This is a genomic window from Rhizobium sp. M10, from assembly GCF_002531955.1.
In the GTDB taxonomy this organism is placed as follows: domain Bacteria; phylum Pseudomonadota; class Alphaproteobacteria; order Rhizobiales; family Rhizobiaceae; genus Rhizobium; species Rhizobium etli_C.
This window is the reverse complement of the sequence record NZ_NWTA01000013.1, coordinates 34,991-47,621: the sequence shown is the minus strand read 5'-3', so window position 1 is coordinate 47,621 and position 12,631 is coordinate 34,991. Positions and strand designations below refer to the sequence as shown.

The window sequence follows — 12,631 nt, the reverse complement described above, 5'->3', positions numbered from 1 at the left end:
CTTCACCAGCCGATTTTCTGAGATCGCCGATTGTTTGGCATGTGATGGGATGGGGCCTTTAATCATCCTGCATTCCCGCTCGGGATCACGCACTGGAGGCTGGCCTTCGAGCTGCTGTGCATCCGGCTCCGGAATCGCGCCGGACACGACCCCGGCAATCTTACCGTTGAGGATGCCAGGTACTTAATAAATGGGGGATTGAGACACTGACTCTGGCTTACCTTCCCGAATCTGAAATGCCAAATCTCACCCAGTTAGATAAAAACGAAATCTACTTCGATAAAATAATCGCCGCACACGGAATCAGGAATATTGCGACTAAAGAAATCATGAATGGGGTTCCGTAGCAAACCCTGGATTTGTTGGTTATAAGATCTCTCTCATCCGTTGAGTCACCCTTATACATCTTCCATCCGGTGCTGCTGTCCAAATCAAAATTCCAATTATTTTTCTTGTAAAATATAATTTCTCGTACTTCCTGAAGAATTAAATATACTAACAACAATGATAATATTATCGTGCCTCCAACGATGCCGCTGCCATCAAGGTATTTCTCTGCCGGAAGCATATCTTCCCTCGTGCCGTCAACTCGCAATGATGTATCGCGGCTCGCGCCACGCATGTCGAAGAATACCTTTCCACATGGAAGGGGCGGATAGCAAGTCTCGGGCTAGGATCATCCTACAAAGCCCCGCCTCAGCCCTAGCCCGAAAACGCCGCGACGCCATGACTTCCCTCCGAGACACACGTCGCTGGAACGCAGTAATCGCTCCGCTTGGTTGATCGCCGTTGGGACATGCTCGGTCAGCTCGAGGCGGCCGGCTATGGTCGTGCTCTATTCTTGTCGCGTTAAGATTCACCGTCACGAATGCCAAATAATCATGCAGTCGCATCGTGGGCTGTTTCTGCATCCGCGCCCTTCCGGATTGCTATCGTCACCCGCCGCGCCGCGGTGAGCGCGCCATCAGCCGGGCATAGGCGATGGCCGAGAGCATGTTGACGTGATTGGCCTTGCCGGTGCCGGCGATGTCGAAAGCGGTGCCGTGATCGACCGAGACGCGGTCGATCGGCAGGCCGAGCGAGACGTTGACCGCCGTTTCGAAGGCAACGAGCTTGATCGGGATGTGGCCCTGATCGTGATATTGGGCGATGACGAGGTCGAAGGCGCCATTATAGGCGCGGGCGAAGACCGTATCGGCGGAGATCGGGCCGACGACGTCGATGCCCTTGGCCTGGGCCTGCTCGACCGCCGGCGCCAGGAATTCCATGTCCTCGGTGCCGAACAGGCCGTTTTCGCCGCAATGCGGATTGAGGCCGGCAACCGCGATGCGCGCCTTTTTGCCGAGACGCAGGAAATGATTGTGGCCGGCTTCGATGGTGGCGAGTACCCGCTCGGTCTTGGCGCGCTCGATCGCGCCCTTCAGCGAGATATGGGTCGAGACATGGATGGTGTTCAGCCGCTCGGAAGCAAGCAACATGAAGGAGCTTTTCGAACCGGTGAGATGGGCGAGAAGCCCGGTATGGCCGTCATGGTGATGGCCGGCAAGGTTCATCGCCTCCTTGTTGATCGGCGCGGTGACAATGACATCGGCTTGTCCTGATATGGCGAGATCGACGGCACGGGTGATGTAGCGCACCGAGGCATCGCCGGCGATGGGGCTGACCTTGCCGATCTCGGGCAGGGCCGCGCCGAGCGGAACTTCATCGACGGCGATCCTGTCATCGCCGGGGGCATCGGCAGGCCCGAATTTCAGGCCGGTGCCGCTGACGCGGTCGGCGCGTTCCAGCGCTTCGACATTGCCGATGATGACGAAATCGCGGCGCTCTTCGCTCGGAAGAGCCGCCAGGGCCTTGACGATCACCTCGGGGCCGACGCCGGCGGGATCACCGAGCGTGACGGCGACTTTCGCATTCCTGTCCATCATCAAAGTCCCTTCTGAAAACCGTGCCGCCTAAAAGGCGGCTGCGTAAATCGAGCGAATGTCGGCGCGGGTGAGGTCGCGCGGATTGTTGTCGAGCAGGCGCCGGATGGCAAAAGCGTCGTCGGCCATGGCGTCGAGATCGCTTTCCGGCACGCCGAGCCCTGACAGTTTCATCTCGATGCCGAGCTCGGCGCAGAAAGCATAGGCCGCATCGAACACGGATGTCGTGTTGTCCGAGGTTTGACGCCCAAGCGCTGCCATCACCGCTTTCGTCTTCTCCGGTGCGGCCGGCGTGTTGAAGGCGAGAACATGCGGGAAGATCAGTGCATTGGCCGCGCCATGCGCGACATGCCAGCGCGTGCCGAGCGGATAGGCGAGCGCGTGGCCGCCTGCGGTGTTGACCGGACCGAGGCAGAAGCCACCATAAAGCGAGGCGAGCGACAGGCCGGCGCGCGCCTCGGCGTCGTTGCCGTCCCTGACGGCGCGGGCGAGATATTTGCCGACCAGCCGCGTTCCCTCGATCGCGTAGATATCGATCATCGGATGAGCCTTGCGATTGGTGAAGGCCTCGACGCAATGGGCCATGGCGTCGACGCCGGTAGCGGCCGTGGTGCGGGCCGGCACGCTGAAGGTCAGGGCCGGATCGATGACGGCGATGTCGGCCAGCATATGCAGGCTCTCCACTGCGAGCTTGGCCATCGTCCTGGGGTCGGTGACGAGCGCGCGGATGCCGGCCTCGCTGCCGGTGCCCGATGTCGTCGGCACCTGGGCAAGCGCTGCCTTGCGCGGTCCATGTACCTTGTTCGGGCCGACGACGTCATGCAGCGTCTGCGCCGAGCCGGCAAGAACGGCGGCAAGCTTTGCCAGATCCATGGCGCTGCCGCCGCCGAAGCCGACGATCAGCTCGGCGTCGGCGCCGTTCGCCGCCGCCAGGACTTTTTCGAGGTTGGCCGTATCCGGCTCGGGCGTCACCTCGGCAAAGACCGTCACCTCGCCCTTTAATTCCAGCAGGTCGATGCGCGAGGCATTGAAAGCGTCGGAGATGACAAGCGTGCGCCTGTAGCCCTTTTCGGCGGCCCATTTGCCGAGCTTTGCCGCCGTGCCGATGCCGAATTCGATCAGATGCGGCCGAATGATCGTGATTGGCGAATCCAAGCTGGCCATGAACCAGTCCTCCTGCAAGATCTTGCGGCAATAGTGTTAACCCATTTATTGTAAAGTTGTAAGATCAATGTCAAGCCAGCATTCCCGGCTAGGGGATATTTTATTGCCGACCGTGCCGAAAAACAGATTTCAGCGGATCGAAATGTGCCAGTATAAGCTTAAAAATCAAATATTTATGATGTTGTTGGATGGGGTGGGCAGTGAAAGGGCCAGCCGCCATCATGTCGGTGGCGGAGAGCCCAAATCTGTTGTCAAATCCTCGGCGTGACCGGCCAATCTCTCTGTGTCCCGCATCCTCTCACGCCGGATCGGACAAGCAGATTTACAATTTCAGGCCGGCATCTTGCTTACGGCAGCGCTTGCGGGGCGAGCCGCACATATTTGATGGCGCGCCGGTAATAGGTGTAGGCGACATGGAGCGTGCCATCGCTGCCCTCAATGACCGAGGGGTAGGAGAATTCGCGGTTCAGCGAATCCTTGGAATTGTTGCTGAGGCAGAAGCCGTCGCCCGTATCGAGATCCATGCGATGCGGGAAGGTCCTGCCGCCATCCCTCGAGATCGCCAGGCTGAGCGGCGCGCGCGGAACACCCCAGACCGCCTTGCGGCCGGTATCGGCAACGATAGCAGCGCTCTCTCCAGCCTCGTCCCCCTCGATTTCGTCGTAGAGAGACTGGCGTCGCGCATCCGACATCGTCGCATTCGAATGGTTGTAAACCATTGCAATCCCTCCATCATCCAGAACGGTGGCCTGGATCGAGGAATTGTTGTTCGGCAGTTCGGTCGGCTCTGGCGGGCTCCACGTTTCGCCGCCATCCGCCGATCGGCTCGAAAGTATGGTTTCGGCGAAACGATTGCGGTAGAAGGCGATCATCTCGTCGCCGCCAAGCGACAGGATGTTCATGTGCACGGCGCCGATGCTGTCCGAAATATCGACCATTTGCCAGTTCGCGCCGCCGTCGCGCGAGATCAGCACCGCTGCCGTATCGGCATCGCCGCTCCAGCGTTGGCCCGCAAGGCCGACGCAGCGGAAGATCGGCAGCAGCCAGTCGCCCCGGTCGTTGACGACGATCTGTTGGCGAACGAAGGTACCGGGGCTGTCGCAGAGGATTCGGACCGGGCCGAATGTCTTGCCGCCGTCATCGGATATCCGGCATTTGACAATCGAGCCATCCTGGTTGCCGGAGGTCTGCGATGTGTAGAGCAGCCATATCTTTCCGTCCGGAGCGTTGAAAATCAATGGGTTCTGCTCGGATTTCTCAGGATCGTCGCTCATCTTTTCCGCTTCCGACCAGCGATCGGAGCCCGGCGCCAGCCGCGACATGTAAATCGAGATGTCGCCCATGCCCTCCATCGTGCCGCCGAACCAGACGCAGGTCAGCGTCCCGTCGGGCAGAAAGGCGAGATTTGCTGCATGGTTCTGAATGCAGGGCGAGGGCAGGTAGGCATCGGCGCGGCCTGCGACAGAGGGGTGAGGGGTGACGGTCCCGGTCATCAGAGCGGGCACGGCTTCCGGAGGCAGGCCGGTAAATGTCATGGCGGATCTCCTCAAGGCAGTTTGGCGTAGCTGTCGGCGAGTGCGGCATAATCCGCCTCGGCGAGCGGCATCAGCGGCGCGCGCGTGCGCTTCCAGGCGGGATTGCCGGTCTTCAGCCCGACCATTGCCTTGATGGTCGGGATCTGGACGTAGGAGTTGGAAAGCGTGCGATAGGCGTTGATGCGCGCCTGCGCCGCCTCGACATCGGCGGCGCGCGCCTCGTCATGAAAATGGTCGTAAACGGTGCGGAGCGAATCCGCCACCAGATTGGAGGTGGCGGTGATGCAGCCGGCGCCGCCGGCCTTCATCAGCGGCAGCAGCAGCGGATCGGCGCCGGCCAGGACAGAAAAGCCGGGATGCGCGGCGATGATGGCCTGCATGTTGTTGAAATCGCCGGCCGATTCCTTGATGCCGACGACGGTTTCCGGGAATGCCGCAATCAGCCGGCCGATCAGCGGAATGGACAGCGGAATGCCCGAAACCTGCGGGATATGATAAAGGATGACCCGCAGGCGGGTGTCGGCGACCTTTTCCAGCACTTGCGAATAGGCAGCGAAGAGGCCGTCGTCGGAGACGCCCTTGTAATAAAAGGGCGGCAGCATCACCACCTTGGTGACACCGAGCGACAACGCGTGCCGTGTCAGTTCCACGGTCTCCGGAATGGCGACGACGCCGGTGCCCGGCAAAAGCCTGTCGGCCGGAATGCCGGCCTTCACAGCCGCTTCCAGAATGGCGCGCCGCTCGCTACCGGAGAAGGAATTGGCCTCACCGGTCGTGCCGAGCAGGGCCACGCCATGACATCCCTCGGCCAGGAGCCGCCGGCAATGGTCGGTGAAAAGCGCGAAATCCGGCGTGTCGTCAGCCGTCAGCGGCGTTGCGGCCGCGCTGAAGACGCCGGTGATCCTGTGATGGCTCATTTCTCCTCCTTCGGTGCGTCCTGGCTTGGCGATCCGTGTCCGAACCGCGCGACTGCGCCCGATTGTCATGCATCTGTCTGCGATGGAGTGCTAAGAACTTTTCCATTGCGGCGCTTTTGTCAAGAAGACAAAATGGCTTGACGTGAAGCCGAAAATTTATCTTGTTGTAATTATTGTTCTTTTTTTAGAGATAAATTTTGTTCTAATGAAAATCATGATTTTTTGTTGACATATTTACAATAACGAGAGAACGATAGGCGACGGATTGTGCTGCGCCTGGCAGCGCAGGGAGAGCGCTGCCGATTTCACCTGGGAGGAATGCCATGTCTTTTGATCAATCGGATAAAACCAATCTATCGCGCCGCAACGCGCTGAAGCTCGGCCTTGCCGCCGGCGTCGGGCTGACCGTATTCGGGATGAATGCCCGCATCGTGCTCGCCGACGAAGGCCAGGTCCTGAAGGTCGCCCATCCGGCCTTCGACCAGGACTGGTCGCCGCTGCGCGGCGGCGGCAGAACGTTCCGCTGGAACTCGATCTGGTGGGCTTCGCCGATGTATTTCGACAGTCAGGGCAATATCAAGCCCTACGTCTTCACCAGCTGGGAATCGGCCGACAACACAGTCTGGACCTTCAAGATCGACCCGAAGGCCGTCTTCTCCGACGGCAGCAAGATCACCTCGGCCGACGTCAAGGGATCGTGGGAAGTCGCCTCGATGCCGAACACCAAGAGCCAGCGCGCCGACCAGGTGCTGAGCAAGGTCAAAGGCTACGCCGAAATCGCCGCCGGCTCGGGCAACGAGCTCACCGGTGTCGCGACACCAGACGAGGGGACCGTCGTCGTGACGCTGGCCGCCGCCGATCCGATCTTCTTCATGCGCCTCGCCAACCACATCGCACCGATCACCAAGGCGTCGCAGTCGCGCGGCAGCGACGGCGAGGAGATCATCGACTGGTACAAGCCGGAGAACAATCCGGTCTTCTCCGGCCCCTTCAAGCTGACGAGCATCGATATCGATGCCGGCAAGATCACCTTCGAGCCGAATGAGAACTTCTTTGGGCAGAAGCCGAAGCTTGCCCGCATCGACATCACCTCGATCGAGGACAATGTCACCGCCACGTCGCTGATCAAGTCGGGCGAGTTCAACGCCCATACCGAGCTCGTCACCTCGACGATCATCCAGGATCTCGGCCCGGAATTCTCGGCCGGCCCGCTGATCCCGACCAGCCAGCACTTCTGGTTCAACATCTCCCGCGCGCCGATGGACGATCCGAAGGTCCGCCAGGCACTGATCATGGCGGTCGACCGCGACGGCCTGTTCAAGGCGTCCTATCCGGATGGGCCGCACAAGAAGGCCGACCAGATCCTCAACTCGGTTCCCGGCGCCGACAATTCCGGCTTCGAGGCCTTTCCCTATGATCCGGCAGCCGCAAAGAAGCTGCTTGCCGAATCGAGCTATGGCGGACCCGAGCGCCTGCCGAAGATCCTGTTCGTCGGCATTTCGGCGCCGGCCATTCAGGCCGCCGCCCAGTTCATCGCCGAGCAGTGGCGCCAGAACCTCGGCATCACTGCCGTCGACATGAAGCCGCAGCAGGACTCCTATGCCGGTCCGGATCAAAACTCGGTCCAGATCTTCCGCGACGACGTCGGCACCCGTGTCCCGGACGCCGTTTCCTATCTCACGGGCAGCATCGCCTCGACCTCGTCGAACGCGCAGAACAAGCTCGGCGGATACAAGAACGACAAGGTCGACAGCGCCCTTGCCGAAGCGGCGACCAAGGCTGCGGATGATCCACAGCGCGTTGCTCTCGCCCAGGAAGCCCAGAAGGCATTCCGCGAGGATTGGGCCTTCATTCCATGGTATTCTCAGGCGATGTCGCGCTGGGCCACCAAGGAGGTCACGGGACTCGAGAAGAACCTCGACTGGCAGATCGCCGAACCCTGGAACATCTCCATCGGCTGATTGGAAATTATCGTTCCTGGCAATAAGCGCGCGAAGGCTGCAAGGCCTTCGCGCAAGTTTCAAGACGAAGAGCTGCGATCTGCCTGGCTTTAGGACGGACCGCATCGAACAACAGGTGGGAGGTGGCCTTGCTGCGCTACGTGCTAACCCGGTTTGCCATCTGGATTCCGTCCGTTCTGGTGGTGATGCTGGCCGTTTACGCGCTGGCCTTCTATGGCGCCGGCGATCCGATCAAGCTGATCTTCCTGCGCGCGCCGGGCGACGTCGCCTATAATCCGCAGCGCATCGAAGCCATCCGTGAAAGTGCCGGCCTCAACAGGCCCTTCATCGAGCAGTTCGGCCTTTACATCTGGAACCTGCTGCACGGCCAGTTCGGCAATTCGCTGACCTCGGGCCGCGCCGTCTGGGCGATGGTCTCGGCCGCCGCACCCGTCTCCTTCCAGCTTGCCCTCTGTTCCATCATTCTGACGGCCCTCGTTGCAATCCCCCTCGGCATGATCGCCGCGCTGAACCAGAACTCCCGCCTCGACTACGCCATTCTCGGCTCGGCGCTCTTCCTCTGGGCGATCCCGGCCTATGTCGCCGGGCCGCTGCTGATGGTCGGCCTGATCGTGCTCTTGCCGGGTGCCAGCGTGCCCTATGGCTGGGGCGGCATCCTCGATGTCCGCATCCTGCTGCCGCTGCTCGTGCTGTCCTTCCAGCCGATCGCTTTGATCGTGCGTCAGACCCGGGCCGCCGTCATCGAGGTGCTGTCGGAGGATTTCGTCCGCACCGCCCGGGCCAAGGGCGTGCCGGAGATCATCGTGGCGCTGCGCCATATCCTGCGGCCGGTGCTGACCCCTGTCGTCACGCAGCTCGGCCTGATCATGATCACCATCGTCAACGGCGCGATCTTCGTCGAACTGGTCTTCGGCCTGCCGGGGCTCGGACGCCTGACGGTGCAGGCGCTGATCAATTCCGACTATCCCGTCATCCTGGCCATCACGCTGATCGGATCGTTCCTGGTGATGGTCTCGAACCTGCTGGTTGACGTGCTCTATCCGCTGCTCGACCCCCGCGCCAATGATTCAAGAAGGAGCCGCTGACCATGTCCGCAATCCCTCTTTCCCCCACCGAGACCATCGAGGAACCGCCGGTCAGCCTGTGGCGCGATGCCTGGCATCGGCTGCGGCGCAACAAGCTCGCGATCTTTGGCCTCATCGTCGTCCTGATCCTCGCCTTCACGGCGGTCTTCGGGCCCTATCTCACGCCTTACGACTATCTGAGCCAGGATCTCAATGCCCGCAACGCGCTGCCGTCGATGAGCCATCTCTTCGGCACCGACGACCTCGGCCGCGACGTCTTCAGCCGCGTGGTGTTCGGCACGCGGACCGCTTTCCTCGTTGCCGTCATCGTCACCTTCTTCGCGGTGCTGATCGGCCTGACGCTGGGCGCAGTGGCCGGCTTCTTCGGCAATCCCTTCGACCGCGCCATCATGTGGCTGACCGATGTGACGATGTCGGTTCCCAACCTGCTGCTCGTCGTCGTCATCAACGCCTCGCTGAAATCGCCGATCACCCGCTGGATGGAGGCGCGCTACCTCGAGACCCTCAATCCCTTCTACCGCCAGACGATATGGGTGGATTTCATCCTCGTCTTCGGGTCGATGGCGCTGATCTCCTGGCCGCCTTACGCGCGCCTGGTGCGCGCCCAGGTGCTGTCGATCCGCAGCCGGCCCTATATCACCGCCGCCCAGGCGCTCGGGCTTTCGAACTGGGTCATCATCAAGCGGTATGTCGTGCCGAATGCGCTCGGGCCGCTGATCGTCTCGGTCAGCGCCGGTCTCGGTACGGCGATGGTGCTGGAAAGCGCCTTCAGCTTCCTCGGCGTCGGGGTCAATCCGCCGACGCCGAGCTGGGGCAACATGATCTCGGACGGCCTTCGCGTCTGGCAGCATTATCCGCATCTTCTCGCCGCTCCGGCGGCCGTGCTCGGCCTTGCCTCGGTCGCCTTCAGCTTCCTCGGCGATGGCCTCAACGACGCGCTCAATCCGCGGGGCAGCAAATGATGGACACTCAAAACAGAGAACGCCTGCTCGATGTCAGGGGGCTTACCGTCGAGATCGATGGCCGCAACGGCCCGGCCGTCGTCGTCGACGGCATCGATCTCCATGTCGACAAAGGCGAAACCTTGGGCGTCGTCGGCGAATCCGGTTGCGGCAAGAGCCTCACCATGCTGAGCCTGATGCGGCTCCTGCCGAACAAGATCAAGGTCGCCAAGGGAACGGCCACCTTCGCCGGGCGCGATCTGCAGACGATGTCGAATCGCGAGCTGCGCAAGGTGCGCGGCGGCGATATCGGCTTCGTCTTTCAGGATCCGATGACCTCGCTCAATCCCGTCATGCGCGTCGGCGACCAGATTTGCGAGCCGCTGATCTATCACCGAAAAATGAAGAAGGCGGAGGCTCGCGCCCGCGCTGTCGAACTCCTGCGCCTCGTCGGCATTCCCGGCCCGGAAGAGCGGCTGCAAGCCTTTCCGCACGAGCTGTCCGGTGGCATGCGCCAGCGCGTGATGATCGCGATCGGCCTTGCCTGCAATCCCAAGCTTCTGATCGCCGATGAGCCGACGACGGCGCTCGACGTCACCATTCAGGCGCAGATCGTCGATCTGGTGAAGGATCTGCGCGCCAAGCTCGGCATGTCCGTCGTCTGGATCACCCACGATCTGGCATTGATCGCCGGCCTCGTCGATCGCGTCGCCGTGCTTTACGCCGGCACGGTCGTCGAGGACGCCCCGGTCGACGAGCTCTATGCCCGGCCGAGCCATCCCTATACGCGCGGCCTGCTCTCCTCGATCCCGAAACTGTCAGATCCGCCGGCAAGCCGGCTGAGCTCGATCGGCGGCACGCCGCCGGAACCTGGCCGCCGGCCGAAGGGATGCCCCTTTGCGCCGCGCTGCCCGCTCGTCGAGGCGATCTGTCACGAGAAGGTGCCGCGGCTCGAACCCTTGAGCGGCAGCAGCAATCATCGCGCCGCCTGTTTCGTCGTCCAGAGAATGCAGGAGGCCGCGTGATGGCTGCGCAACCGCTGCTCAAGGTCGAAAATCTGGTCAAGCATTTCCACGTCAAGCTCGGCGCCTTCGGCGAACGCTCGGCAACCGTCTATGCGCTCGACAATGTCGATCTCGACATCATGGAAGGCGAAACGCTGAGCCTCGTCGGCGAATCCGGCTGCGGCAAGTCGACGACCGGCTTCACCATCCTCAACCTCTACAAGGCGACCAGCGGCAAGGTGGTCTACAAAGGCCAGGATCTCGCCAAGCTTGATGAAAAGCAGATGCGGCCGTTCCGCCGCGACCTGCAGATCGTCTTCCAGGACCCCTATTCGACGCTCAATCCGCGCATGACGGTGGGCGAGGCGATCGGCGAGCCGATCCTCTTTCACAAGCTGTGCACCAAGGCCGAGCTCAAGGAGAGGGTGGCGACGCTGCTCACCGATGTCGGCCTGCCGACACGGTTTGCCCAGCGCTACCCGCATGAGCTTTCCGGCGGCCAGCGCCAGCGCGTCGTCATCGCCCGGGCGCTCGCCTGCCAGCCGAAATTCATCGTCTGCGACGAGGCGATCTCGGCGCTCGACGTGTCGATCCAGGCGCAGATCATCAACCTGCTGCTCGATCTGCAGGAGAAATACGGCCTGACCTATCTCTTCATAGCCCATGATCTCGCGGTGGTGCGTCATATCAGCACCCGTGTCGGCGTCATGTATCTCGGGCGGCTCGCCGAACTCGCGACCCGCGAGGAACTCTTCGACAACCCGCTGCATCCCTATACGAAGGCGCTGTTGTCGGCCGTTCCGGAGACCGATCCGGAGCATGAGCGCACCCGTCAACGCCAGATCCTGCAGGGCGACGTGCCGAGCCCGCTGAACCCGCCTTCCGGCTGCCGTTTCCACACGCGCTGCCCGATCGCCATGGATGTCTGCAGCAAGGTCATTCCTGTCTGGAAGGAAGCCAAGCCCGGCCATCTCGTCGCCTGCCACGCCGTCAATACAGGTGAGATCGCATGACGCTGAAGGCCGTGATCATCGCCGACGATCTGACGGGGGCGCTCGATACCGGTGCCCCCTTCGTTGCGGCCGGCCTCTCGGTCGCGGTTGCCGTCGATGTCGCAGCGGCGCAGGATGCGATCGCCACCGGCTGTGATGTCGTCGTCGTCAATACCGCCTCGCGCGCCCTTGGCGAGCGCGATGCCGCCGAAAAGGTCCGATCGGCGGCGAAGGTGTTTCGCGACGTGAAGCCTGACGTCGTCATGAAGAAGATCGACTCCCGGCTGAAGGGCAATGTTGCGGCCGAAAGCCTGGCGCTTGCGGATGCGCTCGGCCTGAAGAATATCCTCGTGGCGCCTGCCATTCCCGATCAGGAGCGCCTGACCTACCGGGGCTGCGTCGTCGGCCGCGGCGTCAACAAGCCGCTGCCGGTCGCCGATCTGTTCGAGAGCCGCGCGGACAATGTTGTCGTAGCCGATGCCGAGGACGATGCCGATCTCGATCAGATCGTCGCGGGTCATGTCTGGCTGACGACGCTCGGCGTCGGTGCGCGTGGCCTCGGTGCGGCATTCGCCCGCCGCCTCGGCGAAACCGGGCGGCGGCCGGTGACGGAATTTACGCCGACCCCCCGCACGCTGTTTGCCTTCGGTTCGCGCGATCCGATCACCGCCGCCCAGATGAACCGGCTCGAAGCCTCCGGCGCCTTGCGCGTGGTGGTGGACGCGCCGGTGGGGCAGATCGAATGCGGGGAGGGCCTGGCGCTGCCGGTGCTGCTGCGCTGCACCGGCGACATGACGGCCGATGCGGCGCTCGTCGCCCATGACTTTGCGGCCGGTGTCAAAAGGGTGATCGACGATACGAGGCCTGATATGCTGATGGTCGGCGGTGGCGATACGGCGCTGGCAATCCTCCACGCGCTTGACGTGAAGGTGCTCACGCCGAAGGGCGAAATCGAGGCCGGCATTCCCTGGTTCGATGTGACGGCCGCCGACGGGCGGCCTTTTCGGTGTGCCGTCAAGTCAGGGGGCTTCGGCAATTCCGATAGTTTGCTAAGACTGGTTCTTCGGAATCAGGCGGCCTAGAACAGGATGATTTCAGGCCGAGTCGGCC

At 62.1% G+C, this 12,631-nt stretch carries 10 protein-coding genes; 6 read left to right on the top strand and 4 right to left on the bottom strand.

What is annotated here, in order from left to right; translation table 11 throughout:
• Positions 1 to 935: 935 nt before the first annotated feature.
• The 4 genes from pdxA to CO671_RS20815 form a co-directional block, all read right to left on the bottom strand.
• Positions 936 to 1,922 (bottom strand): 4-hydroxythreonine-4-phosphate dehydrogenase PdxA, encoded by a 987-nt coding sequence (pdxA, locus tag CO671_RS20830; RefSeq protein ID WP_097607646.1) that lies wholly within the window; start codon positions 1,920 to 1,922, stop codon positions 936 to 938.
• A 30-nt stretch (positions 1,923 to 1,952) separates the two neighbouring features.
• Positions 1,953 to 3,086: an iron-containing alcohol dehydrogenase gene (locus CO671_RS20825; RefSeq protein ID WP_097607522.1), complete on the bottom strand. Its 1,134-nt coding sequence runs from the start codon at positions 3,084 to 3,086 to the stop codon at positions 1,953 to 1,955.
• 347 nt (positions 3,087 to 3,433) lie between these two features.
• Positions 3,434 to 4,621, bottom strand: a complete 1,188-nt coding sequence (locus CO671_RS20820; protein WP_097607521.1) for an exo-alpha-sialidase — start codon at positions 4,619 to 4,621, stop codon at positions 3,434 to 3,436.
• Positions 4,622 to 4,632: 11 nt separating this feature from the next.
• Positions 4,633 to 5,538 carry a dihydrodipicolinate synthase family protein gene (locus CO671_RS20815; RefSeq protein ID WP_097607520.1) on the bottom strand — a complete coding sequence of 302 codons (906 nt, stop codon included), beginning with the start codon at positions 5,536 to 5,538 and terminating at the stop codon, positions 4,633 to 4,635.
• A 323-nt stretch (positions 5,539 to 5,861) separates the two neighbouring features.
• On the opposite strand from CO671_RS20815, the gene CO671_RS20810 reads away from it, so the two are divergent.
• The 6 genes from CO671_RS20810 to CO671_RS20785 all read left to right on the top strand — a co-directional run bounded on the left by CO671_RS20810 (position 5,862) and on the right by CO671_RS20785 (position 12,603).
• Positions 5,862 to 7,499, top strand: coding sequence for an ABC transporter substrate-binding protein (locus CO671_RS20810; RefSeq protein ID WP_097607519.1), 1,638 nt, complete (start codon positions 5,862 to 5,864; stop codon positions 7,497 to 7,499).
• Between the two features lie 128 nt (positions 7,500 to 7,627).
• Positions 7,628 to 8,584, top strand: coding sequence for an ABC transporter permease (locus CO671_RS20805; RefSeq protein ID WP_097607518.1), 957 nt, complete (start codon positions 7,628 to 7,630; stop codon positions 8,582 to 8,584).
• 2 nt (positions 8,585 to 8,586) lie between these two features.
• On the top strand, positions 8,587 to 9,546 hold the full coding sequence (locus CO671_RS20800; RefSeq protein WP_097607517.1) for an ABC transporter permease: 960 nt from the start codon (positions 8,587 to 8,589) through the stop codon (positions 9,544 to 9,546).
• Complete coding sequence (locus CO671_RS20795; RefSeq protein WP_097607516.1) at positions 9,543 to 10,550, top strand: ABC transporter ATP-binding protein; 1,008 nt, start codon at positions 9,543 to 9,545, stop codon at positions 10,548 to 10,550. The genes CO671_RS20800 and CO671_RS20795 overlap by 4 nt, the downstream gene beginning before the upstream one ends.
• Entirely contained in the window at positions 10,550 to 11,542 is a 993-nt protein-coding gene (locus tag CO671_RS20790; protein ID WP_097607515.1) for an oligopeptide/dipeptide ABC transporter ATP-binding protein, read from the top strand. The genes CO671_RS20795 and CO671_RS20790 overlap by 1 nt, the downstream gene beginning before the upstream one ends.
• Positions 11,539 to 12,603: a four-carbon acid sugar kinase family protein gene (locus CO671_RS20785; RefSeq protein ID WP_097607514.1), complete on the top strand. Its 1,065-nt coding sequence runs from the start codon at positions 11,539 to 11,541 to the stop codon at positions 12,601 to 12,603. Before CO671_RS20790 ends, CO671_RS20785 begins: the two co-directional genes overlap by 4 nt.
• Positions 12,604 to 12,631: the final 28 nt, after the last annotated feature.

Coding starts and splice junctions, on each gene's coding strand:
- pdxA (WP_097607646.1), bottom strand. CDS start 1,922: ATGGACAGGAATGCGAAAGTCGCCGTCACGCTCGGTGATCCCGCCGGC.
- CO671_RS20785 (WP_097607514.1), top strand. CDS start 11,539: ATGACGCTGAAGGCCGTGATCATCGCCGACGATCTGACGGGGGCGCTC.
- CO671_RS20815 (WP_097607520.1), bottom strand. CDS start 5,538: ATGAGCCATCACAGGATCACCGGCGTCTTCAGCGCGGCCGCAACGCCG.
- CO671_RS20800 (WP_097607517.1), top strand. CDS start 8,587: ATGTCCGCAATCCCTCTTTCCCCCACCGAGACCATCGAGGAACCGCCG.
- CO671_RS20825 (WP_097607522.1), bottom strand. CDS start 3,086: ATGGCCAGCTTGGATTCGCCAATCACGATCATTCGGCCGCATCTGATC.
- CO671_RS20795 (WP_097607516.1), top strand. CDS start 9,543: ATGATGGACACTCAAAACAGAGAACGCCTGCTCGATGTCAGGGGGCTT.
- CO671_RS20820 (WP_097607521.1), bottom strand. CDS start 4,621: ATGACATTTACCGGCCTGCCTCCGGAAGCCGTGCCCGCTCTGATGACC.
- CO671_RS20790 (WP_097607515.1), top strand. CDS start 10,550: ATGGCTGCGCAACCGCTGCTCAAGGTCGAAAATCTGGTCAAGCATTTC.
- CO671_RS20810 (WP_097607519.1), top strand. CDS start 5,862: ATGTCTTTTGATCAATCGGATAAAACCAATCTATCGCGCCGCAACGCG.